This window comes from Shimia sp. W99 (assembly GCF_053851455.3).
On the sequence record NZ_JBSQBU020000001.1, the window covers coordinates 2663769 to 2688832 of the forward strand.

General features: G+C 60.3%; 19 protein-coding genes and 2 tRNA genes. 6 read left to right on the forward strand and 15 right to left on the reverse strand.

Annotation, left to right across the window (positions count from 1 at the left end; translation table 11 throughout):
- Nucleotides 1-51: 51 nt before the first annotated feature.
- The gene (locus tag ACS3QZ_RS13110; RefSeq protein WP_456038235.1) at nucleotides 52-2502 is read left to right on the forward strand and encodes a GcvT family protein; all 2451 of its coding nucleotides are present in this window, start codon (nucleotides 52-54) and stop codon (nucleotides 2500-2502) included.
- Here the strand turns inward: ACS3QZ_RS13110 and ACS3QZ_RS13115 are convergent.
- A complete protein-coding gene (locus tag ACS3QZ_RS13115; RefSeq protein WP_456038236.1) occupies nucleotides 2499-3035 on the reverse strand; it encodes a glutathione peroxidase in 537 nt (178 codons plus the stop codon). The two genes, ACS3QZ_RS13110 and ACS3QZ_RS13115, sit on opposite strands and share 4 nt — an antisense overlap.
- Before the next feature lie 144 nt (nucleotides 3036-3179).
- Between ACS3QZ_RS13115 and msrB the strand changes: the two genes are divergently transcribed.
- Nucleotides 3180-3629 (forward strand): peptide-methionine (R)-S-oxide reductase MsrB, encoded by a 450-nt coding sequence (gene msrB, locus ACS3QZ_RS13120; RefSeq protein ID WP_456038237.1) that lies wholly within the window; start codon nucleotides 3180-3182, stop codon nucleotides 3627-3629.
- Entirely contained in the window at nucleotides 3626-4135 is a 510-nt protein-coding gene (gene msrA / locus ACS3QZ_RS13125) for a peptide-methionine (S)-S-oxide reductase MsrA (protein WP_456038238.1), read from the forward strand. Before msrB ends, msrA begins: the two co-directional genes overlap by 4 nt.
- 125 nt (nucleotides 4136-4260) lie before the next feature.
- Here the strand turns inward: msrA and ACS3QZ_RS13130 are convergent, their stop codons facing one another.
- From ACS3QZ_RS13130 to ACS3QZ_RS13165, 8 genes are all read right to left on the reverse strand, one after another.
- The gene (locus ACS3QZ_RS13130; RefSeq protein WP_456038239.1) at nucleotides 4261-6267 is read right to left on the reverse strand and encodes a hydantoinase/oxoprolinase N-terminal domain-containing protein; all 2007 of its coding nucleotides are present in this window, start codon (nucleotides 6265-6267) and stop codon (nucleotides 4261-4263) included.
- Between the two features lie 52 nt (nucleotides 6268-6319).
- Nucleotides 6320-7372 (reverse strand): tRNA epoxyqueuosine(34) reductase QueG, encoded by a 1053-nt coding sequence (gene queG, locus ACS3QZ_RS13135; RefSeq protein WP_456038240.1) that lies wholly within the window; start codon nucleotides 7370-7372, stop codon nucleotides 6320-6322.
- Nucleotides 7373-7447: 75 nt separating this feature from the next.
- Nucleotides 7448-8113: an FtsZ-binding protein FzlA gene (fzlA, locus tag ACS3QZ_RS13140; protein WP_093091821.1), complete on the reverse strand. Its 666-nt coding sequence runs from the start codon at nucleotides 8111-8113 to the stop codon at nucleotides 7448-7450.
- 58 nt (nucleotides 8114-8171) lie between these two features.
- A complete protein-coding gene (mtgA, locus tag ACS3QZ_RS13145) occupies nucleotides 8172-8885 on the reverse strand; it encodes a monofunctional biosynthetic peptidoglycan transglycosylase (protein WP_456038241.1) in 714 nt (237 codons plus the stop codon).
- Between the two features lie 73 nt (nucleotides 8886-8958).
- Complete coding sequence (locus tag ACS3QZ_RS13150) at nucleotides 8959-9324, reverse strand: DUF4189 domain-containing protein (protein ID WP_456038242.1); 366 nt, start codon at nucleotides 9322-9324, stop codon at nucleotides 8959-8961.
- Between the two features lie 119 nt (nucleotides 9325-9443).
- Nucleotides 9444-13982: a glutamate synthase large subunit gene (gltB, locus tag ACS3QZ_RS13155; RefSeq protein ID WP_456038243.1), complete on the reverse strand. Its 4539-nt coding sequence runs from the start codon at nucleotides 13980-13982 to the stop codon at nucleotides 9444-9446.
- A gap of 104 nt (nucleotides 13983-14086) precedes the next feature.
- Nucleotides 14087-14773, reverse strand: coding sequence for a hypothetical protein (locus ACS3QZ_RS13160; protein WP_456038244.1), 687 nt, complete (start codon nucleotides 14771-14773; stop codon nucleotides 14087-14089).
- A gap of 65 nt (nucleotides 14774-14838) precedes the next feature.
- Nucleotides 14839-16272 carry an NAD(P)-dependent oxidoreductase gene (locus tag ACS3QZ_RS13165; RefSeq protein WP_456038245.1) on the reverse strand — a complete coding sequence of 478 codons (1434 nt, stop codon included), beginning with the start codon at nucleotides 16270-16272 and terminating at the stop codon, nucleotides 14839-14841.
- A 221-nt stretch (nucleotides 16273-16493) separates the two neighbouring features.
- Between ACS3QZ_RS13165 and ACS3QZ_RS13170 the strand changes: the two genes are divergently transcribed.
- Nucleotides 16494-17297: an undecaprenyl-diphosphate phosphatase gene (locus ACS3QZ_RS13170; protein ID WP_456038246.1), complete on the forward strand. Its 804-nt coding sequence runs from the start codon at nucleotides 16494-16496 to the stop codon at nucleotides 17295-17297.
- Between the two features lie 51 nt (nucleotides 17298-17348).
- On the opposite strand, the gene ACS3QZ_RS13175 is transcribed toward ACS3QZ_RS13170, so the two are convergent.
- Nucleotides 17349-18329, reverse strand: a complete 981-nt coding sequence (locus ACS3QZ_RS13175) for a complex I NDUFA9 subunit family protein (RefSeq protein WP_456038247.1) — start codon at nucleotides 18327-18329, stop codon at nucleotides 17349-17351.
- A gap of 224 nt (nucleotides 18330-18553) precedes the next feature.
- Here ACS3QZ_RS13175 and ACS3QZ_RS13180 point away from each other — a divergent pair.
- Nucleotides 18554-18640: transfer RNA gene (locus ACS3QZ_RS13180), tRNA-Leu, on the forward strand.
- A 110-nt stretch (nucleotides 18641-18750) separates the two neighbouring features.
- Here the strand turns inward: ACS3QZ_RS13180 and ACS3QZ_RS13185 are convergent.
- A tRNA-Arg gene (locus ACS3QZ_RS13185) sits at nucleotides 18751-18827 on the reverse strand.
- A 143-nt stretch (nucleotides 18828-18970) separates the two neighbouring features.
- Between ACS3QZ_RS13185 and ACS3QZ_RS13190 the strand changes: the two genes are divergently transcribed.
- Entirely contained in the window at nucleotides 18971-19987 is a 1017-nt protein-coding gene (locus tag ACS3QZ_RS13190; RefSeq protein ID WP_456038248.1) for a LacI family DNA-binding transcriptional regulator, read from the forward strand.
- Here ACS3QZ_RS13190 and ACS3QZ_RS13195 read toward each other — a convergent pair.
- From ACS3QZ_RS13195 to ACS3QZ_RS13210, 4 genes are all read right to left on the reverse strand, one after another.
- On the reverse strand, nucleotides 19984-20904 hold the full coding sequence (locus ACS3QZ_RS13195; protein WP_456038249.1) for an alpha/beta hydrolase: 921 nt from the start codon (nucleotides 20902-20904) through the stop codon (nucleotides 19984-19986). The two genes, ACS3QZ_RS13190 and ACS3QZ_RS13195, sit on opposite strands and share 4 nt — an antisense overlap.
- 1 nt (nucleotide 20905) lies before the next feature.
- On the reverse strand, nucleotides 20906-21667 hold the full coding sequence (locus ACS3QZ_RS13200; RefSeq protein WP_456038250.1) for a sulfotransferase family 2 domain-containing protein: 762 nt from the start codon (nucleotides 21665-21667) through the stop codon (nucleotides 20906-20908).
- A 1-nt stretch (nucleotide 21668) separates the two neighbouring features.
- Nucleotides 21669-22673, reverse strand: a complete 1005-nt coding sequence (locus ACS3QZ_RS13205) for a hypothetical protein (protein WP_456038251.1) — start codon at nucleotides 22671-22673, stop codon at nucleotides 21669-21671.
- Nucleotides 22674-22772: 99 nt separating this feature from the next.
- The gene (locus ACS3QZ_RS13210) at nucleotides 22773-25028 is read right to left on the reverse strand and encodes a glycosyltransferase family 2 protein (protein ID WP_456038252.1); all 2256 of its coding nucleotides are present in this window, start codon (nucleotides 25026-25028) and stop codon (nucleotides 22773-22775) included.
- Nucleotides 25029-25064: the final 36 nt, after the last annotated feature.

Below are 25064 nucleotides of genomic sequence, written 5' to 3' on the forward strand. Positions count from 1 at the left end.
TTCAAGGCTCCGCCGGGAGTATTTTTGGTAAAATGAAGAGGGGGGCGGACCATGCCTGAGGTGCACAAGGAAGAAGCAACAACGGGCAAGAAGCTGCCCAGCCATGCCAAGGTCGTGGTGATCGGCGGCGGCGTTGTAGGCTGTTCGATCCTCTTCCACCTGGCCAAGTTCGGCTGGAAGGACGTGGTGCTCCTTGAGCGGGATGAACTCACCAGCGGGTCAAGCTGGCACGCCGCAGGTCAAATCCATACGATCAGCTCCGACCCCAATATCTCGCGGCTTCAGGGATACACCATCGACCTTTACAAGGAGATCGAGGAAACCTCTGGCCATTCGGTCGGCCTGCACATGACCGGCGGCTTTTACCTCGCCTCTAACAAGACGTGGTATGACTACCTCAAACGCGAACGCTCCAAGGCGCGCTACATGGGGCTGCAACAGGAATTCATCTCTCCGGCCGAAGTGGCCGAACGCCACCCGCTGATTGACCCGAAACACTATTATGCCGCGCTGTGGGACGATCAGGATGGCGATCTTGATCCCTCGGGCGCCACCTATGCCTTTGCCAAGGCCGCGCGGGTGCACGGAGCCCAATACTTCACCCACACCCCTGTCACGGCCACCACCCAGCGCGCCAATGGCAGCTGGGACGTGACCACGCCCAAGGGCGTGATCAATGCCGAGCATATCGTGAACTGCGGTGGTCTCTGGGCGCGCGAAGTCGGGCATATGCAGGGGCTGCACCTGCCCGTACAACCGATGGAACACCATTACCTGATCACCGAGCGCATCGACGAGATCGCCAACGCGGACCGCCGCCTGCCCTGCGGGATTGACTACGAGGCCAACATCTATTTCCGGCAGGAACGCGAAGGTATGCTCCTGGGCACCTATGAACCGACAGGTGTGCCGTGGAAGGTTGACGGCACGCCGTGGGATTTCGGGCACGAGTTGTTGCCCCCCAATCTCGACCACATTGCCGATCGGCTTGAGCTGGCCTTCGACCGCATCCCGGCGCTGGCCGAAGCCGGGATCAAGGATGCGATCAACGGCCCATTCACCTTTGGCCCCGATGGCAACCCGATGATCGGCCCGGTGCCGGGCATGAAGAACTACTGGTGCGCCGTTGGCGTCATGGCGGGCTTCTGTCAGGGCGGCGGCGTGGGTCTGACCATGGCGGAATGGATGATCGACGGGGAACCCTCGATCGACGTCTGGGCCATGGATGTTGCACGTTTCGGAGATTGGGCGACACCGGACTGGGGCACGGTGAAATCGACCGAGAATTACGAACGCCGCTTCGTGATGACCTTCCCCAACGAAACGCTGCCCAAGGGCCGGTTGCAGAAAACCACCGCTCTTTATGACCGCCTTGTCGCCAAGGGCGCGCGCATGGGACAGGGCTTCGGCCTTGAAAACGCACTCTGGTTTGCCGATGGTCCCGAGGACGCTTGGGAAGACCCAAGCTTTGAACGCAACCGTAGCCACGCCTATGTCGCCCGCGAAGTCAAAGCCGTGCGCGAGGCAGTGGGGGGCATTGAGATCGCCAACTTTGCCAAGCACGAGGTCAAGGGGCCGGGCGCGCGTGCCTATCTTGATCGGGTCTTGGCAGGATATGTCCCCAAGCCGGGCCGCCTGACCCTGACCCCGATGCTCACTCCCAAGGGCAAGCTTTATGGCGATCTGACGGTGGCCTGCCTCTCCGAGGATCACTTTATCCTCTTCGGCTCGGGCGCCATGCAGGAGGCCCATCGCCGCTGGTTCGAAAAGGATCTGCCCGCTGATGTGACCTATGCCAATGTCAGCGACGACTGGCACGGCATTGCCCTGTCGGGTCCGAAATCCCGCGAGCTGCTGGCCCGCATCACCCGAGAAGACGTCAGCGCCGAGGGCCTGCGCTTCCGCGACCTGCGCCAGACATATGTCGGGGGTGTCCCTGTGATCCTCAGCCGGATCAGCTTTTCCGGTGAACTTGGCTATGAAATCTACTGCAAGCCGCAATATCTCCTGCGCCTTGCCGAGGCCATCGAAGACGCTGGGGCCGATCTTGGCTATCGCTGGTACGGCGCGCGCGCGTTGATGTCGATGCGGCTGGAAAAGGGTTGGGGCGTGTGGACGCTCGACTATCGCCCGGATTTCAACGCCGTCGAAAGCGGCATGGACGCGTTCATCAACTGGAACAAGGATTTCGTCGGCAAGGACGCCACGCTTGCGCTGCGCGAGGCCGGAGTCTCGCGCAAGCTGGTGACGATGACCATTGATGTGGACGGTATTGACGTCTCGGGCGACGAGGCCATTCTAAGCGATGGTGACGCTGTCGGCTATGTCAGTTCGGGCGGCTATGCGCATCACGCCGGGAAATCCATGGCAATGGGCTATGTCAGCATCGACCACGCAGCGCCGGGCACAGAATTGCAGGTGGAGATCCTTGGCGAAGCATACATAGCCAAGGTGTTGGGCGCCCCGATCTATGACGCGAACGGGGCCAATATGCGCTCTTAGGAACTTGTGGCGCGGACGGGCAAGAGCGCTTCGACCGCGTCGCGGATCTCGCGCGACATCGGCTTGGTGCGAGATCCATAAGTGTCCACTACCGTGCCGTCCGGCCCGATCAAAACCTTGTTGAAATTCCAGCGCGGGCGAAATCCTGTCTCATCTTTCAGCGAGCGATAGAAGGGGTGCGCGTCCGTGCCCTTGACCGAGGTGATCCCGGTCATGGGTAGGTCGATGCCATATTGCAGCTCGCAGAATTCCTTGACCGCTTCATTGCTCGACAATTCCTGACGAAAGTCATCGGATGGCACAGCCAGCACCACCAGCCCCTGCGCGCGATAGGTATCATAGAGCTTCTGAAGCCCCGCATACTGGTCGGTATAGCCACAGCGCGAGGCGGTGTTTACGACCAGAACCGGCTGCCCGGCCCATTGCGACAGGGCAAGCTGCCCGCCGTCGATATTGTCAAACGGCGCATCCAGCTCCAGCGCCACGGAAACGGTGGCCCAAAGCGAGAGCAGAACGGCAAGAACAGGTTTCATCGCGATCTCCTTTCAAGGCTTTTCAAGATTACGCCGCAGATCGGTGTGCGGATCAACTCTGCGTCAACGATCTGAAACCTGCATTTGTATTTTCCGTGAAGCTTCCAAATAATGCACAGACGCATTTGGACAGGAAGATCAGTCATGACCCAATACCGACGCGACCCGGACGCGATTGCCGCGCTCACCGATGAGCAGTTCTGGGTAACGCAGGAAAGCGGCACCGAACGGCCCGGCTCGGGCAAGCTGCTCTATAACAAAGACCCCGGCATCTATGTGGACGTGGTGTCAGGCGAGCCTTTGTTTGCCAGTTCTGACAAGTACGAGTCGGGCTGTGGCTGGCCCAGCTTCACCAAACCCATTGAACCGGCGCACGTGACCGAGCACCATGACAGCACCCATGGCATGATCCGCACCGAGGTGCGCTCCAAACATGGCGACAGCCACCTTGGCCACGTCTTTCCCGACGGCCCGACGGATCGCGGGGGCCTGCGCTACTGTATCAACTCGGCGTCCTTGCGTTTTGTGCATAAGGACGACATGGAGGCAGAAGGCTATGGCGCCTATCTGGATCAGGTGGAGGACGTGACATGAGCGAACGCGCAGTACTCGCAGGGGGATGTTTCTGGGGCATGCAGGATCTGATCCGCAAGATGGACGGAGTGATCTCGACCCGCGTCGGCTATACTGGCGGCGATGTTCCCAACGCCACCTATCGCAACCACGGCACCCATGCCGAAGGGATCGAGATCGTTTACGACCCGTCCCGGATCAGCTACCGCAAACTCCTGGAGTTCTTCTTCCAGATCCATGACCCCACGACGGTCAACCGGCAGGGCAATGACCTTGGCATGTCCTACCGTTCGGCGATCTACTACGTGACCGAAGACCAGAAAGCCGTGGCGCTCGACACGATTGCCGATGTTGACGCTTCGGGCCTCTGGCCCGGCAAGGTCGTGACCGAGGTCGAGCCGGTGGGTGATTTCTGGGAGGCCGAGGAAGAGCATCAGGACTACCTGGAAAAACACCCCAACGGCTACACCTGCCACTTTGCGCGGCCCGACTGGGTCTTGCCACGGCGGGAGGCTCAGCAAAGCTGAGCCTGAAGGGGGCTTTGCCCCCGCCGCCCCAGGGGGCGGGCTCCGCCCGTTCACGCCTGAAACGGTCCACCGGACCGTTTCCAAGTCGGCGTTCACCCCCCAGGGTATTTCTGGAAAAAGAAAGATCAGTCGCGCGCGATACGCGGGCGGCCGGACGCTTCGACATGCACTATGGCCTCGATGAAGATCTCCCGCGCTTCGGCCTCGGCCTTGCGAATATCGCGCCGGGTTGTGAGGTGGATGTCCTCGGCCCCGGCGGCCCGGGCTTCCGCCCTGGCGGTATCTGAAAGAACGTCTTGCAACCGGGCCATCGCCGCCTCGGCATCGCTGAAATCTTCCGGCCCCGTGTCAAGATGCACCCGATAGCGCCCCTCAGCCGGGGCCGTCACGGTCCCCGACCTGCGGATCGTCACACGCCCGACCACCGCACCGATGGCATTCGCAACATCCGCGTGCTGCGGCAGGTCCATACGGCATCCCAGCCTGTCTCCCACCGCCGGGTAATAAACCGGGGCTGAAGCGCCCAAGCCGATCACCGGCCCGCTCAGCCCGGTCTCCAACCGCACCAGACCACGATATCCGCCCAAGCCCGCCTGCATCAGGACATGCCGCGCCAGCTGGTCCGGCGGCAAACCGAAATCTCTCCCGTCTTCAGCAAACGCCGTTTCAAGCAGCGCCAGCCCCGTCTGATATGTCAGCTGGTCCACGATACGTCGCGCCATGTCCCCCGGATCAGGAGACAGCATGCTGCCCGCCCCGGTTCTACGGCGCCCCATGAGACGCAGGGCCTTTTCCGCCGCGCTCGTGTCCCATGCCCCCTGCGTCCCGAGTACGTGGCTCGCGTCGGAGGGCGTGACACCGGACATCTGAACAAGTCCGCGTTCGACCAACCGTCTTAACGCCTTGGCATCAATCCGCATCCGCAACACATCACCGACGGGGTGCACCGTACCGCCGATCCTTTCGAGCAAGGCCGCTTCGCGCGGGGCAAGCCCATCCGCCGCCGCCCCCGCGACCGCGCGCACAAATCGTCCGTCATGTTCCCCCGGCACAGCCCGGCGCAACTGGTCATCCAGTGCGGCATGCACCACCTCAGGTGCCTCGCTGGCAAGCAAGGACACCGGCAACACCCGGCGCGGCCCAAGGGTAACACCGCCCTGCAGGCCTTCGCTCAGAAAGTGCACTTCGCTGTCACCGCCGAGCCCGAACGTGCGCATGGCAACGGCTTCGACCATGGTCCGATAGGGCCCCACGCGGGCGCCATCGGGATCAATCGCCGGGTGCCCATCGCGCAGCACCGCCACGTCTGTCGTCGTTCCGCCAATGTCGCTGACCAGCGCGTCCTGCGCCCCGGTCAACCAGCGCGCGCCGACAATCGACGCGGCCGGTCCGCTGAGGATGGTTTCGATCGGCCGCTCCCGGGCAAACGTGGCCGAGATCAATGCCCCATCCCCCCGCACAACCATCAAGGGGGCCGATATCCCCAGTTCGGTCAGCCGCGCCTGCGCACGTCCGATCAGACGGTCGATCATGCCGATCAGGCGCGCATTCAACACCGCCGTCATGGCACGCTTGGGTCCGTTCAGGCGCGAGGAAAGGTGATGTGACGCACTCACCGGGCGCCCGGTCACTTCGCGGATGATGTCGCAGACCCGTTGCTCATGCGCCGCATTTCGTGTCGCGAACTGCCCGGCGACGGCAAACCCCGAAACCGCTCCGGCTTCGGACGCAAGCCATGTCCGCAACGTCTCCTCGTCCAGCGGAGCGCGTTCATTGCCGGAATGATCATGTCCCCCGGCCAGCACAAGCGCCGGATCACCCGCCAGCGCCGCATCCAGCCCATGCTTTTCAAGGTCACTTTCCCGGAAGCCGATAAGGACAAGCGCAACGCGCCCGCCTTGCCCCTCGACAAGCGCATTGGTGGCCAGCGTCGTCGAAAGAGACGCCAAGGCCACCTCTGCCACGTCCACTCCGGATTGTTGCAATACATCCGACACCGCTGCCCCGATCCCCTCGGCAAGGTCGTGCCGCGTGGTCAGCGCCTTGGCCGTGGCAATCACGTCCCGCTCATCCCGGATCAGCACCGCATCCGTGTAGGTGCCGCCCGTATCCACCCCCAATGACAAGGCCATTCAGGTCTTCCCTTCCTGTTCACGCCCGCGCAGGTAACGCCAAGAGCATGGGCTAATCCAGCCTGTTTGCGACCTCTTGCAGCCGCGCCACCGCCCATCGCGCCGCATCCGCCACAGTTGCGTCAGGATCATCGCACAGTGCCTGCGCCACTGGGACCAGAGCGCGCTCACCGGAATTCCCGATCGCATAAAGTACATTGCGCACGAACCGATCACGCTTGATGCGCTTGATCGGCGACCCGGAAAAATGCGCCCGAAAGGTCGCATCATCCAACATCGCAAGCTCGGCCAGCCCAGGAGTCACCAAGTCGTCCCGCGCGGCATAACGCATCTCGCGCGCGTCTTGAGCAAACTTGTTCCAAGGACAGGCCGCAAGGCAATCGTCGCAGCCGTAGATTCGATTACCCAGCAGCGGGCGCAGCGCCTCGTCCACCGGCCCGTGGTGTTCGATAGTCAGATAGGAAATACAGCGGCGCGCGTCGATCTGATGCGGCGCAGGGAATGCCCCGGTCGGGCAGGCATCAAGACAGGCGCTGCACGACCCGCAATGATCCACTTCGACTTCATCGACGGGAAGATCCAGCGTGGTGAACACCGACCCGATGAAGAACCAGGATCCGATCTCGCGGCTCACGAGGTTGGTATGCTTGCCCTGCCAGCCCAGCCCCGCAGCCTGCCCCAACGGTTTTTCCGGCACCGGGGCCGTATCCACGAACACCTTCACCTCGCCCCCGGCCTCGGAAATCAGCCATCGCGCCAACCGCTTGAGCCGCTTCTTGACGATGTCGTGGTAATCCTTGTTCTGGGCATAGACCGAAATCGCCCCCCGATCCGGCATCCCGTGCACCTCCGTCGGATCGTGCTCGGGGGTATAGCTCTCCGCCAGAACAATGACCGAGCGCGCCTCGGGCCACAAAACCGAAGGGTCGCTGCGCCAGTGGGTGCGCTCCGCAAGCCATCCCATCTGCCCATGATAACCCTTGTCCAGAAATCCGTCCAAACCCTCCGCCACATGGCCCACGGCGTCTGGCAGGCAGATGCGTGCCCGGTCAAACCCGATCGCGCGCGCTTCTTCGATCAGCCGCGCCTTCAGTTCGGCAGACACCGGGTCACCTCTTTCTTTTTCCAAAAATACCTCGGGGGGAGTCGCCACAGGCGACGGGGGGCTGGCCCCCCTTTATTAGAAATCCAGATCGGCATAATGCGCGGGCGGTGGGAAACCGGGAATCTGGTCCGCCAGAATGGCACGAAAGGCCGGGCGTGACTTGATTGTCGCATACCAGTCCTTGACAACTTCGGACCGGTTCCAATCCACGTCCGAAATGTAATCCAGCGACGACAGGTGCGCGGCCGCCGCAAAATCAGCCAGCGTCATCACGTCCCCGGCCAGCCAGCGACGATGATCGAGAAGCCAGTGCATGTAATCGAGGTGATATTTGATCGCCTTGGCCCCTGCCTTGACGTTGGCGCTGTCGGGATAGCCCGTGCCCATCACCTTCTTGTTGACCCGCTCGTAAAGCAGCTTTGATGTCACCTCGTTGTGGAACTTGTCATCGAACCACGCCACTAGGCGGCGCACTTCATAGCGCCCGTCCGGATCGCGCGGCATCAAAGAAGGTTCGGGGTACTTTTCCTCAAGGTATTCACAGATGGCGCTGCTCTCGGCCATCATCTTGCCGTCCATCTTAAGTACCGGGACCTTGGCCGCCGGGTTGCGACGCAAGAAATCGGCGTCCTTTTCCCAATACCGTTCTTCCACAAGCTCCACCTCGATCCGTTTTTCGGCCAGGCTCAGGCGCACCTTGCGGCAGAACGGGGACAAGGGAACATGGAAAAGTCGGTTCATCGCGGCAACACACCATTTAGCGGGATTTCTCCCTCAATGCCTTGCCGCGCGCGGATTTTCAATCCTCGAAACACGCCGCACGGGCCTCGTCGCGGATGGTCGCCGCCCCGTCCATGATCCGCGCCGCGCGTTTGCGCAAAGCGGCAGACGGATTGCTTGCCGACCGTTTCTTCGGGTTGGGCAGCACCGCCGCCAGCCGCGCGGCCTGCACCGCGCTCAGGTCTTCCGGCCCCACGCCAAAGTAATGCCGCGCCGCCGCTTCGACGCCAAACACCCCTTCATCGAACTCGGCCACGTTAAGGTAGACTTCCAGAATACGCCGCTTGGACCACGTGATCTCGACCAACGGCGTCAGCAGCGCTTCGATCGCCTTGCGCGCCCAGCTGCGCCCCTGCCAGAGATACACATTCTTGACCACCTGCTGACTGATCGTCGAAGCCCCGCGCCCCGCGCCCTCATCAAGCGCGGCACGGATCGCCTTCATGTCAAACCCCCAGTGCAGACAGAAGTTGGCGTCCTCTGCCGCCACGACCGACCGGCGCATGACCGGCGCGATCTCTTCGATCGGCACCCACTCCTGATCCACTCTGCCCAACCGTCGTGTTTCGGACAGCATGGTCATCGTGGTCGGCGGGTTCACCACCGAAAACAGAAGAACGACAAGGATGATCAGCGAGACCAGCCAGACTGCCGCACGCCGCAACCAATAGCGCAGGCGCAGCCATTGGCGCCTGGTCCATCTCTGCTTCTTCGGCGCCTTCTTCCCGCTCATACCTAGCCCAATCGTTATTGAGCGATGGAGTAGACGCTCAGGCGTTTCCACGCAAGCGTCGCAAGGTCACGCTTCAGGGGGAACAGGCCCAGACACGGACCTGGCAGTTGTTGCCGTATTGATAGCAATAGTCCAACGCGTTCGACTCGGCGATGGAGCGCGACCCGCCCCAGCCGAATCCCCAGCTGCCATTGCTGCCAGACGCCATGGCGCCGCAAGTGTTGTAGAAGGTGCGCACGGTGTCACAATCCCAGCCACATTCGTTCTGCAACAGATTGATCGCATCCTGCTCGGAGTACTGACCATAGGAATAGCCCCAAGCGCCCCCAGGACCAATCCCAACGGCACCCCAGCAATAGTCGTATCCGCATTGCCCCGCGAAAGCAGCAAACGGTAGCGACAACCAAAGAACAACACCCATCCAAATTTGCTTGATCATGATGATTCTCCCGGAATATGGCTCCAGTATGCGCCCAAGGGCTGAAATCTGCCAAATCAAGCGAAAAACCCCGCAGGCCATGGGTCTGCGGGGTTTCAAATCTTGGGTCGAATGCCCGGTTATTCGGCAGGAACCGCCGCCTCTTCTACGCTCAGCGGATGCTTGAGATGCACCAGCATCTCTTTCGGGCAAACCTGAAGGAAGTTGGCCTTTTCCACATCCCAATGCTGCAGGATGTCGGCGCCCTTGCGGCTTCCGGTCTCGGCCACGTGACGCTCGATCAGGCCCTTCAACTGGGCTTCCCAATGCGCAACCGTCACGGGACAAGTCACCAGCGTCTCCATGTTCATGACCGCTTCGGCCTTGTTCTCCGGGTCATAGAGATAGGCCATGCCGCCGGTCATGCCCGCGCCAAAGTTGGCCCCGATCTCGCCAAGGATCACGGCAACACCACCGGTCATGTATTCACAGCCGTTGCTGCCACACCCCTCGATCACCACTTTGGCCCCCGAGTTGCGCACAGCGAACCGTTCCCCGGCGCGTCCGGCGGCAAACAGGTGGCCGTCGGTGGCCCCATAAAGAACCGTGTTGCCGATGATGGTGTTTTCACTCGCCGTCAGCGGGCTCGCCATCGGCGGGCGCACGACGACCATGCCACCCGACAGGCCCTTGCCGACATAGTCGTTGGCATCCCCTGACACTTCGATCTTGAGCCCCGGCGCGGCAAACGCCCCGAGCGACTGTCCGGCAGAACCGGTCAGCTTCACGGTCAGGTGATCCTCCTGTAGTGCGTTGCGCATCCCGAAGTTGCGCACGATATAGGACGAGGTCCGCGTGCCCACCGTCCGGTGCGTGTTCTGCACCGCATAGGAAAGCTGCATCTTCTCGCCATCCTCAAGGAAGCGATGCGCGTCACGCACGATTTCCGCATCAAGCGTATCCGGCACGGCATTACGCGGCTTGTGGCGGTCGTAGACGATCTCTGCAGCCCCATCGACCGTGATCAACAGTGGGTTGAGGTCGAGGTCGTCCAGATGCGCAGCCCCACGGCTGACCTGTGCCAACAGGTCGGCCCGGCCGATGATCTCGTCCAGCGAGCGTGCACCGATGCTGGCAAGGATCTCACGCACTTCCTGCGCATAGAAGGTGATCAGGTTCACCACCTTGTCCGCGCTGCCGGTGTATTTCTTGCGCAGATCTTCATCCTGCGTACATACACCAACCGGGCAGGTGTTCGACTGGCACTGACGCACCATGATACAGCCCATCGCGATCAGCGCGGCGGTGCCGATACCGTATTCCTCGGCGCCCATCATTGCGGCCATCACGATGTCACGACCCGTGCGCAAGCCACCGTCGGTCCGCAACGTGACCCGGTCCCGCAGCTTGTTCATCGCCAGAACCTGATGCGCCTCGGTCAGACCCATTTCCCAGGGCAGACCCGCGAACTTGATCGAGGTCGCCGGAGATGCCCCGGTGCCGCCATTGCCGCCCGAGATCAGGATGATATCCGCTTTCGCCTTGGCCACGCCGGCCGCAATCGTGCCAACGCCCGAGGACGCCACCAGCTTCACCGTCACCTTGCAGCGCGGGTTGATCTGTTTCAGGTCATAGATCAGCTGTGCAAGGTCCTCGATCGAATAGATGTCGTGGTGAGGCGGCGGCGAGATCAAGGTCACGCCCTTGGTCGAATGGCGCAGACGCGCAATCAGGTCCGTGACCTTCATGCCCGGCAGCTGACCACCTTCACCCGGCTTTGCGCCCTGCGCGACCTTGATCTCCAGCTCTTCGCACTGGTTCAGGTATTCGGCAGTCACACCGAAACGGCCCGACGCCACCTGCTTGATCTTGGCCGACGGGTTGTCGCCGTTGGGCTCCGGCACGAAATGCGCCGGATCTTCCCCGCCTTCACCCGAGTCGGATTTTGCACCGATCCGGTTCATCGCCACGTTCAGCGTCTTGTGCGCCTCGGGGCTCAGCGCGCCCAGCGACATCCCTGGCGTCACGAACCGCTTGCGGATCGCGGTGATCGATTCCACTTCCTCGATCGGGATCGCCTTGCCCAGCGGCTTGATGTCCAGCAGATCGCGCAGATGGATCGGCGGGTTCGCCCGCATCTTCTCGCTATACTGCTTCCAAAGCTGGTAGGAGGCACGGTTGCAGGCCGCCTGCATCATGTGCATGGTCTGCGCACCCCAGGCATGGGTTTCGCCCGACTTGCGTGCCTTGTAGAAGCCACCGATGGGCAACACATCCTGCCCGCTCAGCCAGCCCTTGGCATGCACTTCTTCAACCTTTTTCTGGATACCGGTCACACCGATACCCGAAATACGGCTGATCATGCCGGGGAAGTATTCCGCACACATCGCACGCGACAGGCCCACGGCTTCAAAGTTCAGACCGCCGCGATAGGACGAGATCACCGAGATCCCCATCTTGGCCATGATCTTCAGCAACCCCTGATCCACCGCCTCGCGATAGCGCGCGACATTCTCGGTCAGAGACCCGTCGGCAAGCCCCCGTGCAATCCGGTCGGCCAGCGTGTCTTCTGCGAGATAGGCGTTCACCACGGTCGCACCGGCGCCGATCAGCACGGCAAAGTAATGCGGGTCGATACACTCGGCAGACCGCACGTTCAGCGAACAGAAGGTCCGCAGCCCCTTGCGCGTCAGGTGGCTGTGCACGGCGCTCGTGGCAAGGATCATCGGCATGCCAACCTTGGCCTCGCCCTGCGCCTCGTCGCTCAGCACGATATGCCCCGCACCGCTGCGCACCGCGTCCTCGGCCTCGGCGCGAATCCGTTCCAGACCTTTGCGCAGCGCACCGTCCCCGGCACCCGCTTCGAAGGTACAGTCGATCCGTACCACCGTGTCATCGAACGCCTTGAGAAGGTGCGCGAACTGGGTGTTGCCCACGAAGGGGCTTTCCAGCATCACGATCTCGGTCTGGCTGCCGTCTTCGTCCAGAACGTTCTTGAGGTTGCCGAACCGCGTCTTGAGGCTCATCACCCGGTATTCGCGCAGGCTGTCGATCGGCGGGTTGGTGACCTGGCTGAAGTTCTGGCGGAAGAAATGGCTCAGCGGACGATACATCTTCGAGAGAACCGCGCTCGGCGTGTCATCGCCCATCGAGGCCAGCGCCTCTTTGCCATCCTCGGCCATCGGCGCAAGGATCTGCTCAACCTCTTCCATGCTGAACCCGGCCGCGATCTGGCGCTTGCGCAGCTCTTCACCGGCAAAGCTGGGCTTCTCCTCGATCTCGCCCAACTCCTCGCCGAGGTCACGGATTTTGCCAACCCACTCGCCATAGGGGCGGGCATTGGCCAGTTTGTCCTTGATCTCGGTGTCGTGGTAAAGCTTGCCCTCTTCCATATCCACGGCCAAAAGCTGCCCCGGACCCAGCGCGCCTTTCTCGATGACGTTGAATTCGTCAATCGGCACCATGCCCGCTTCGGAGCCTGAGATCAGCAGACCATCCCCGGTCACGACATAGCGCATCGGGCGCAGACCGTTCCGGTCCAAACCGGCACAAACCCAGCGACCATCGGTCATCGCCAGCGCGGCAGGGCCGTCCCACGGTTCCATGACCGAGTTGCAGTAGGAATACATGTCGCGCCACGCCTGCGGCAACTCTACCGCCTGCTGCGACCAGCTTTCGGGCACCAGCATGGTTTTCGCCATCGGCGCAGACCGCCCGGCCCGCACCATCATCTCGAAAACGGCATCCAGCGCCGCCGAGTCCGAGCTTCCGCCCGGCACAATCGGCTTGATGTCTTCGGCCAGCTCACCAAACGCCGCCGACGCAAGGCGGATCTCGTGGCTCTTCATCCAGTTCAGGTTGCCCTTGAGCGTGTTGATTTCGCCGTTGTGGGCCAGCATGCGGAACGGCTGCGCCAACCACCACTGCGGGAACGTGTTGGTCGAATAGCGCTGGTGATAAATCGCAAAGGCCGATTCAAAGCGCTCGTCCTGCAGGTCGGGATAGAACACGGCCACCTGCTCGGCGAGCATCATACCCTTGTAGATGATCGACCGGCACGACAGCGATGCCACGTAAAGACCCGCGATGTTGGCCGCAGCAGCCGCTTTCTCGATCCGACGACGGATCACATAGAGTTCGCGTTCGAACTGTTCTTCGTCGACACCTTTCGAGTTCGAAATCAGGATCTGCTCGATCTCAGGACGGGTCGCGTTGGCCTTTTCGCCCAGGCAGGTGATGTCCACAGGAACATGGCGCCAGCCATAGATGGAATACCCCATCTTGAGAACTTCGGTTTCCACGATGGTCCGGCACGATTCCTGTGCCCCATGGTCAGTACGCGGCAGGAACACCTGACCAACCGCCATCAGGCGATCCATCTGCGGCTCGTGGCCGGTACGGCGGATCTGGTCATAGAAGAAGTTGACGGGGATCTGAACGTGAATACCCGCGCCATCGCCGGTCTTGCCGTCTGCATCCACAGCACCCCGGTGCCAGATCGCCTTCAGCGCGGTAATTCCCGCCTCAACAACCTTGCGGCTGGGTTTTCCATCAATCGACACGACAAGGCCAACACCGCAGGATGAATGCTCTTCTTCCTCCGAATACAGACCGTTCTCGGCAAGCCACTTGCGCTTGGCTTCTTCGGCGCGGGCCCAGTTTTCATCATACTTCGTCATCGGGGCTCTCCTTCTAAGGGGGCGGTCAGCGACCGGCCTCGGCCTGGGGTGTTATTTCGTTTTCGCGTCCCGTTCCGGGGCGCTGGGTCATGTTGTGGGCATGCTCAATTGCCACACGGAATATCTGATGTTGTCGCCAGAAAGCCGGGCTCCCCGGCAAAGACGATTTTTTGCGGGGTCCATTCCAACCGACTTTCTCTGCCGAACTGGTTCACATCTGCGGCGCCCTCGATGAAAAGCGACGCGTTTGGGGTGGCATAGACCACAAAGTCATATTGCGCGGTCACGCCGTTCTTCTGCACCGTCATGAGACGCGACAGCGTCCCCTTGCGCAGGGAAACGCCCCCGATCTCGACAGTTTCGTCGCCAAAACGCAGCGCCGAGTCGACCGTGACCTTGTTGCCCTTGAGCACACCCGACGCGAATTCCAATTCACGTGTCCCAAGGCTTTCGCCGCTTTCCAGCGCCGCGGTCAAATCCGCCTCCGGTGTGCTGCCTGCAAGGGCTCTGACTTCGGCCTTGCCGTCATCGGCGAAATAGCCAACCAAATCCCATTGCGGACCGAACACATGGGTGTCGTGCAATAGACCTTCGGAATAGGACACGGCCTGCAACTGGTCACCGCAGCGCAGATACGAGGTTGCCACACAGCTATCGCGGTGCACCGTCGCAAAGGCTTCACAGCTCGCGGGCACCGGAACTTCAGCCGCCAGAACGCTGCACGCGGCGAGGATCGCGCTCACAAAGGTAAGTGAACCGTTACCAAGCTTAAGGGCAGTCAGGTCAGCCATGCTGTCTTTCCTTCTTTTGACGGGTGCGTGGCGATACCGACGTAATACCGACGCGTTACCGAAGCCTATTCGGCGGCCACCGCAGCGTTTGCACCAAACCGCTCAAGGATCGCATCGGCACAGTCGCGCCCGTCCTTGATCGCCCAAACCACCAGCGAGGCACCGCGCACGATATCCCCCACCGCATAGACGCCATCCATGTCGGTTGCGCCGGTGGTGAACGCCGCCTTGATCGTGCCCCAACGGGTCACTTCCAGATCGGGCTGCTCCCACAGTGTCGGCAGGTCTTCGGGTTCGAAACCCAGCGCCTTGATCACGAGGTCGGCTTCTTCGACATAGTCCGCGCCCTCGATCACCTCGGGGCTCTGACGGCCCGAAGCGTCGGGCTGACCCAGACGCATCTTCTGTACCATCACGCCGCTGACCGGATCACCGGAAAAGCCTTTGGGCGCCGACAGCCAGACGAACTCCACGCCTTCCTCTTCGGCGTTCTTGGTCTCGCGTTGCGAACCGGGCATGTTGGCACGGTCACGGCGATAGAGGCACTTCACGCTTTCCGCGCCCTGCCGGATCGCGGTGCGCACACAGTCCATTGCGGTGTCGCCGCCACCGATTACGACAACCTTCTTGCCCTCGGCATTGAGTTCCCCGCTTTCGAATTCCGGCACCGTATCGCCAAAGCTCAGGCGGTTGGACGCGGTGAGATAATCAATCGCCTTGACGATCCCGGCCGCACCGGCACCAGGCCCTTGCAAATCACGGCTTTTGTACACGCCCGTCGCGATGATCACGGCGTCATGCGCTTCGCGGATTTCGGCGAACGAGATGTCCTTGCCAACCTCGCAGTTGAGCCTGAAGGTCACGCCGCCCTGCTCAAGCTGATCGTTGCGGCGCATCACCACATCTTTCTCCAGCTTGAATCCGGGGATGCCATAGGTCAGCAGACCGCCAGCGCGGTCATGGGTGTCATACACCCTCACCTGAACGCCCGCTCGGCGCAGACGATCCGCCGCCGCAAGGCCACCGGGGCCGGCCCCGATGATGCCAACGCTCTCGGGACGCTCCTGCGCCGGGACGATCGGCTTGACCCAGCCTTCTTCCCACGCGGTATCGGTGATGTACTTCTCGACGGCACCAATCGTAACGGTCTCGTGGCCGGACTGCTCGATCACGCAGTTGCCTTCGCACAGACGGTCCTGCGGGCAGATACGACCACAGATCTCCGGGAACGTGTTGGTGGCCTGGCTGATGCCATAGGCTTCTTCCAGACGGCCCGTCGCGGTCAGGCGCAGCCAATCGGGAATGTTGTTGTGCAGCGGGCAGTGCGACTGGCAATAGGGCACACCACACTGCGAACAGCGGCTGGCCTGCTCCTCGGCCTTGGCCTTGGCGAACTCTGCGTAGATTTCATTGAAATCCTGTTTCCGCACACTCGCATCACGCTTTTCCGGCATGTCGCGTTCAACGGTCACAAATTTCAACATCGGTTGCTTAGCCACGGCAGCTGCCTCCTGATTACATCCAGTGGCGCGTGTTTAAGCAATTCCGGAACAGGATAAAAGTCAATTGTATTGACCTAAATTCACATTTTTCGCTTTGCGGGCGCAGAAAGTCGCGCCAAAACCCCTCATTTTTGGTCCGAATCGGACGCAAAAAACAACTTTCCATTTATTTTCTGTTACTTATACCATAACATCATCACCGGCGCGCGCGAGGCCCCATGACACTGTTTCACATTTTTCTGGTCGCTGTCATTCAGGGCATCACCGAATTTTTGCCAGTCAGCTCGTCCGGGCACCTGATTCTCTTGCCGAATCTCACAGGGCTCGACGATCAGGGACAGGCAGTTGACGTCGCTGTACACGTCGGAACGCTCGGTGCCGTTGTCCTTTTTTTCTGGACGGACGTGCGCGCCGCTCTCCTTGGATTGCCCCGCCTGTTGACCGGCCATCGAGACACACCCGGAGCGAACTTGGCCTTTTTGCTTATCGTTGCCACAGTCCCCGTGATCCTCGCCGGGTTGGCACTCAAGCTGACGGGGCTTGACGACGCCATGCGCTCGATTGCCGTGATCGGCTGGGCTATGCTTGTCTTCGGGATCGTTCTGTGGTGGGCCGACCAGAAGGGACCCACCGACAAGGTCGATTCAGCATGGAACCTGCGCGATGCCATCATCATGGGCCTGTGGCAGGCCGTTGCCCTGATTCCCGGCACATCGCGGTCCGGGATCACCATCACCGGCGCCCGCCACCTTGGGTACAACCGCCACGACGCGGCCAAACTTGCCATGCTGATGTCGATCCCGACAATTCTGGCGAGCGGCACCCTTCTTGCCATCGAAGTCGCCGGGCAGGCCGACATGGCCACCGCACGTGACGGGGCCATCGCTGCTGTGATGTCCTTTTTCGCCGCCCTACTGGCGCTGAAGTTCATGATGCGCCTTCTGCGCTCGGTCAGCTTCACACCATATGTGATCTACCGGGTTATGCTTGGTCTGATCCTGCTGGGCATCGCATACACATAAGGCGGGTCGTTTCCGACCCGCCTTTCGTTTCTTTCCGCGCAGTCTTGCGTATCAGACGCGCAGATTTTTGGCAGAATCCTTGATGGCATCGTACTGACCCGAAGGACGGAACCGCCACAGGTAGTCGGCGATCACCGATTCGGGCGCCGTTGGCTTGATTCCAAGCGCGTCGAACCCCTGAGCCCCCTCGGACACGACATTGTCGTGCCGCAGAAGCTTGACCTGATCACGGGTCAGAATCTTATTGTCGAACAGGCCAAAAAGCACCTTGCAGATCATGTCAAAGGTCCAGCCCATCAGGCGCCCAACACCAAACGGCAGGTTCACAATCACCTTGCGGCGATGGATCACCTCGAGAATCTCTTCCACCCAGCCATGCAGCGTTTTTACTTCGGGGCCACCGAGTTCGAACAGCCCTTCTGCTTCTCCCAGAACGCCCATCACGGCCGCCTTGGCAACATCATCCACGTAAACCGGCTGAAACTTGGTTTCACCACCGACGATCGGCAGGATCGGCCCCATCCGCGACATCGACGCGAACCGGTTGAAGAACTGGTCATCCATGCCAAAGATCACCGACGGGCGCAGGATCATCGCACCAGGCATATGCGCCAGCACACCAGCCTCGCCTGCTGCTTTGGTCCGGGCATATGCGCTTTCGGACTCGGAGTCCCCACCAATGGCCGAGATATGCACCATGCGCTCGATCCCTGCGGCAGCCGCCAGCCGCGCAATCCGCTCTGCGCCGTCTGCCTGCACCGCGTCAAAGGTGTTCTTGCCGCTGTTGCCGAGAATACCAACGCAGTTCACTACTGCATCCGCCCCGTCCATCACTGCTGCCACCGAGGCGTCATCGCGGATGTTGCAGAACACAGGCTCGACCTGGCCGACGGCCCCATAAGGTTTGACGAACATCGCCTCGTTCGGGCGACGTACGGCCACACGCACCCGCCAGCCTTCCTTGGCCATACGCTGTGCAATATGGCGCCCAACAAAACCAGAGCCGCCGTAAATGGTGACAAGTTTCGACATGAGGGGCCTCCGCTATCAATAAGTCCCTGTCCGAATAACGCCCAAGGGCCTTGGGAACAAGCCGCAAACACCCCCCCGCGACAAGAATCCCCTCCCCCGGGAGTATTCGTCAAAGCCCACCGGCCTGAATGCCCCGAAACATTCGGCATAATTTTCCGATTCTTTTCAGAATCGCCGTTGACACGCCCCCGCCTCGGGTCTAAACGCCTGCCTCACCAACCCGTGCCCAGATGGCGGAATTGGTAGACGCGCTAGCTTCAGGTGCTAGTGTCCGTATGGACGTGGAGGTTCGAGTCCTCTTCTGGGCACCAAATATCCCCAAAAATTGCTGCACGTGTTTCGCCTGAAACCAACCCTTCAGCATAGCCCAGCTTGTCTGGAGCCGCTTCACGTCGCATCAAGGAATTGCGCGGTTTTGCTTTGGCGACCCCGGCAGGATTCGAACCTGCAACCTGCCCCTTAGGAGGGGGCTGCTCTATCCAGTTGAGCCACGGGGCCGCTTGCCGACGCTTCTATCTTTCTGTTTGGACGATGTCATGCCCCCATACAAAAAAGTTTCCCTTGGTCGAAGCTTTCGGCAACGCTTGAACCCGCAACGATGTTCGCGATAACATCGCTTCAGCTCAACAGGATGGTATTCAGTGGCAAGCGACAAACGTTCATTGACATTGCGCGACGTGTCCGAGGTTTCAGGCGTGTCCGAGATGACGGTCAGCCGGGTTCTTCGAAACAGAGGCGATGTGTCCAGCGCAACCCGCGAAAAAGTTCTCAAGGCGGCCAAGGATCTGGGCTATGTGCCTAACAAGATCGCCGGGGCATTGGCCAGCCAGAGGGTTAACCTTGTGGCAGTGATTATTCCATCCTTGTCCAACATGGTATTCCCCGAGGTACTTTCCGGCATCAGCCAAGCCCTTGAAGAAACAGATCTACAACCGGTTGTTGGGGTTTCTGACTATATCCCTGAAAAAGAGGAAAAAGTCCTTTACGAGATGTTGTCCTGGCGCCCTTCGGGCGTGATCATCGCGGGCCTGGAACACACCGACGCGGCCCGCGCGATGCTGAAGGCCAGCGGCATTCCGGTGGTTGAGATCATGGATACGGACGGTGATCCTGTCGACGCGATGGTCGGGATCTCGCATCGCCGCGCCGGGCGGGAGATGGCTTCGGCCATTCTCGACGCCGGATACCGAAAAATCGCCTTCCTCGGCACGAAGATGCCCCTCGATCACCGGGCCAGGAAACGCTTTGAAGGGTTCACGGAAACGCTGGCCAAATCCGGAGTCGAGGTCTGCGACCGCGAATTCTACTCGGGCGGGTCGGCCCTGGCCAAGGGGCGCGAAATGACCAAGACCGTTCTGGATCGAAGCCCCGAGATCGACTTCATCTATTACTCCAACGACATGATCGGCGCGGGTGGTCTTTTGTACCTGCTGGAACAGGGGATCGACATACCCGGCCAGATCGGTTTGGCCGGGTTCAACGGGGTCGAACTTTTGCAGGGGCTGCCGCGACAGCTTGCAACGATGGATGCCTGCCGCAAGGAAATCGGCACAAAGGCGGCCGAAATCATCGCGCAGCGCGTCGCCGGTGACGATCCCGACGGGAAAGTGACCCTGTCCCCCAAGATCAGCTTCGGAGATACGCTGAAACGCGGCTAGCTTTTTTTCTCGTATTTGGCGATGCGTTGCTCGGCAGCGCGCAGTGCCTTGCGAAAATGCGGCCCGCGACGCCGGGCCAGCACGGCACGGCAATAGCGCGCCAGCAGTTTCGGACGATTAATCCCTTCGAGCGTGTGCAGCATTTCCTTTTGAAAGCGCGGCGTTTCCCGGCGGCGGCGCAACAGGGTGTAGAATTCCGCATCCGTCATCGTCCCGGCGACGCAGCCTTCGATCACCGATTTTAGAACCCCCATCTGCAACCACAGCGACGCGATCCGGTGCCCCATGAAGCGGCAGCGATACTTGTGAATATGTGCGCCGCGAAACAGGGCGGCATGCATCGCGTCAAGCGACGCGCGCGGATCATAAAACAGGTGCACCGCTTCCGCATCGGACACCATGTCCGGCGCATAGCCATAACGGTCGGTATAGTTTCGTTTCCAGGCCTTGCGGTAGCGGGTTTCCCATGACGCGACCTCGCGATCCAGCGTTGCCTGTGGCGATATGCAAATCACTGTCGCGCCCGGTGCTGCCGAGGAGAAAACTGCGGCGGCATACGCACCCATCGACGCGCCATAAAAGATCACCTTGTCGAAACGCTTGAAAAACCCTTCGTCGCGCAGCCGGTCAAAAAAGTCATGGACGTCACAATCTCGATACCACGTCCAGTCATGCGCCATGAGACCAAGCATCGACCAACCACGCGAAGTCACAAAATCATAGCCCCAAGGCATGCGATCATCCGCATTCCCATAGACATGATCCAGATTCTCGAAAGTCACGATCAATGTCTTGCCGCGCTCGACAAACAAGGCCGTGTGCTCCGGACCAAGCGCCTCGTAAAACCCATCGCGCGTACCGATGGACTGCAGGTTCGCCTGCCATTCGGTCTGCGTCTGTTCGGGCTGATCCTTCATGTCATGCCGCCCTTGCCAGCGTCCGGCGAACGTCTTCATACATTTCGAAGTCGGGTCCAAAAGCGGTTTCGATGTTCTTTCGGTCGGTCGCCGTCATGGCTGCGATCAATTCGGCACTCATGGACTGGTGACCAAGCGAGGTTCGAGTGTCCTGAACTTCCGGATGTTCGACATCGAATAAGCGGCGCACAATCCTTTTCATGGCGCCGTTCAAATCCGCCATGTCCCCTACGAAGTCATAGTTGATGAAATCATAGGACACTTCAAGCCGCTGACTGCGCCAATGGCGGTCCACGTCGCGCGCGCCCTCGTCATGGGCCATGACATCGAGAAACTGGGACAAACTCATGTCGCTGTCTGCCGGCTTCTTGAGATAGCGCATCAGCTTGGTCTTCTGCTTTTCCCCCTTCACAATCTTGTCGGCAAAGGAGGACACGGTGCGTGCCACGGGTTCCCGCACGATAGTAAAGCGATAGACCTGCTTGTCCGCCAGCGCCTCCATCACCCGGGGCATCGAAAGTCCGCGCGGACCGGTCAGAAGCAGGGTATTGGGCGGTGTATGCACCGATCCCATGTCGATGCTCTCGGTACCCTCACCTTTTTTCTGCAGGAGATTGGCCATCAAGGTCGCAAGCACCGTTGTGCAGGCCGCCTTGTGGTTCTTCATGTAGAGGAACGGTGTGCCAAACACGGGGATATTCACCAATTGCAGGAAATGCCGCCGGTGTTGGTAATTGTCGAGGATACGCGGGCGATAGTCCATTTCAACCCTCGCGAAAAACACCGGGGGCCGCCGCGACCAGCTTGTCCCGGCAATCCTTGATAAAGCTCTTTTCGACCAGATAATCGCGCGAAATCTTGGTGATCGACGCCTCTCCCTTGAGCGATTCAATGGCGATCTTGGCCTGGAACTCGGGGTCGTCCACGGGCGCCTTGTTCTTGACCACACGCGCCGGAATCGGGGCAGCGTCGGGGTCGATCCCGTGTTTGACCATGACCTCGTGCATGAAAGATCCACGCCGCGGTCGGTTGTTTTCCTTTTCCTGAAGCCGCGGCTTCATCCGGCGGGCCCAGAAGTGCACCCCCTTGGTGTCATCCGTGAACCAGTCATCCATGTCGAACCTGCTTTGGAACATCTTGTTCCGGTCCTTGAAACTCACCGGGTAGAAAGCGGCGACAGGTTCGGCATATTTGATTTCGCCAGATTGCTTGAGGAAATACGTCACCGCCGCAGGCCCCGTGAATCCCCAGTTCTGCGCCGTCATATGAACCGGATTTCCGGCGTCTTTCTCCGCCTGCAATTCCTTTTGTTGCCATGGCCTCAGCCAGGGGCCGATGGCGTATTCATCCTCGAAAAATTCGAGCATCGCATTCAATGCCTTGGAGGTTTTTGGCAAGCCCAACACGGCGTTGCAGACAAGATCATCCTTTTCCCATCCGAACACGGTTTTCCGCGTGAAATTGAACGGGCGGTAGCAATAGATATCCGCGTCCACCCATATCTTGTCGGTCTTTTTCAGAAGGTTAAGACGCCACAGATCGGCGTGTATCGCAGGGCTTCCAGTGCGCACGTGGCGATACATCGGTTCGCCCGAAAAGATCTCGTTCGCGTCCGCCGTATGGACTCCTTCGGGCACATTCGTAATTTCCTCGTAGCTGTAAAGCGTGGTGTGGTGCCCGGCATCGGCAAAGCTTTTCAGGCAAAGCTGCTCCAGCCAGCTGAGCTGCCCACCAATCCACAAGGATGCAATCTCGGGAAGTTTGGCCATGTTGCCTGCCCTTTGTTCTTGATTTGCGAACAGTTTACCCGGTCCACCGGGTTTTGTCTCCGACTTTCAAGCTAAAATCAAAGACATCCCCAGACCTGATCAATGTGCGGTTTCCTGTTTATCAACGGTAAAGAAAAAGTCTTCTGCCAAGTCCTTTTCAACAACCCAATCGGGGATCACCTGCGGCCCGGCAAGGAACACGTTGGCTCCAAAATGCGGATGCAACCGAGCCAGCTTTTCCATGCGCGCGCTTGTCAGCTCTTCGTAGAATTTCGCATAGTTCTCTGTGGCTTTCAGCGCGTCGATCTTTGCCCGGTGGCGGTCCACGCAAAAGGCATGGGCCTCGGCAATCTCGGGATCCGACAAAAGGCGATCCATCTCAGCCTGCATCAACGGGATCATGCGCTGGATCGAGCGATCTTCGTCCACGTTGTTGTTCATCCTGAACCAATAGGCCAACCCCTGATCCCGATCCACGTGGTTCACACGCCCCCTGTCACGCTTGACGAGGAAACTCTCGGCGGACCGGACCGCATAGTGGTTGAGCTGCACGAGATCGTAGCCAACCGTTTCCGTCGTTGAACGCCACGCGTTTCGGTACATATCCTTGGGCAAAGGCTTGCCGGACCCGTTCACCCAATTGATTTCATTCCACAACTGCGGGTTCAGTCCCTTGGGCCGGTGCACCCCGAGCTTCTTGAACAGGCCGATATTGCGGTAAAGCGTCTTGAACCCCCACGCCTGGTGCGGCTTGCGGGTCATTTCATAGGCACATCGGGTGAACAGTGCCATCAACGGTTCATCCGCGTATTCATGCACGTCCGAGTTTCCGAACAAACGCCAGGTACAGGAAATCAAGTTCGCACCGCCCACCGCTTCGAACAGCGCCTTGAGCGTGCCGTCGCCGGTTTTGACATTGATGAACTCATCCACGTCCATCGAGATCACCCAATCGGCGCTCCTGATCACATCTTCGCTTTCCCCTGCCTGCAATGCCGCATGCTGGGGTTTCAGCCCGGTACCCTTGAACGGGTTTGTGCGATGCTGGACATAGCCCTTGTCCTGCAAAAGCTGCAGGAACGAGTCGGTGCCGTCGTTGCAGTCGTTAGTGTAGACCAACACGTCCTTGACACCGATAGCCCGGTGATAGGCCAGCCATTCAAGGATGAAGGGGCCCTCGTTTTTCATGCAGGTGATGATCGTGACATCGTTGCTGTCGGGGTCAATCTTTGGTTTTGCGATCTCGGGCATGCGAACCGGTTTGTGCTCGAACACGTTTTCCGCAAGATCCAGAAGCGCCGGTTCTTCGATCAGCGCCGTCTTGGGCACGATCTTGGACACCGTATCTGTGGGATGGCGCAACCCCATGCAGCGATAGAAGTAGACCCACTCCTCTGGGCCCGGTGATGTCCCCACAATTCGCACCAGCCGCCAGACAGCCCCGGGTCCGGCCCGGCCCGGCGCCACACACCATCTGCGACGCATCTTGCTGGCATCGAACTGTACGCAGATATGGTCGCCAAAACCGGCGTCGTCATTGTTGCGCACACGCCACGGGTAGCAATGCTGCCCAACCAGCGTGACCGCGCCGGACGACGATTGCACCGCAGCGTCAAACACGTTGCGCCCCGCGACGCTATTCCCGGTGCGTTTGGTGAGCAGGTCCGAGATATCCAGCAGCGCCACCGCGCGGGCGCGATCGAGGAACCACCGCCGCATTAGTTCAAATATTTGAAGCTCTCCCAATGGCGCGTCCCATGGCGAAGGCGGCGGCACATCCATCCGATCCTTGCCCGGCGCATCCGGCGCATTGAAAGGATGGGCTTCAGGTGGCAGATCATGCTGGCCCAGCGGCATGTCCGCATGCACCACGACCACCTGTTTTAGCCCCTTGATCCCCCTCACCGCGCGCTCAAGCCCCCCAGCGAAGCCTGTTGCCTGCCCGGGCTCTGCCCGATCAAGGATCAACGCGGCCTGCATCCCGTGATGCTCAACATGATAGCGCAGCCAGTCGATGGTCACGGCCAGCGTTTCCGCGTTTCGGATGGCAAATGCGACGTTCAGACCTTCAAACAGCGTCTGCTCCTGTTTAATCGGCAGAAGCTTCGTCGCGTGGCCGTTCAAGACAAGCTCTGGTCTTGCACCGTTATACTGCAGATCGGCAATCAACCCATTGCCGACGCTACGCAGATTGAGAAGCTCGGTGTTTTCCCCCATCGCAATCTGGTCCGCGGCGGTACCGGTCGTGAAATAGGCCATTGCGCTGCCCTTACCGACTTCGATTGTGGCAAGAACCCGCACGCCATCAACGTCGAGATGTTGGAAAGAACCGCTTTGAAACCTCACCTGCCCCATGTGCCCGCTCGTACTCTACTCATGTCCCCGACCCTG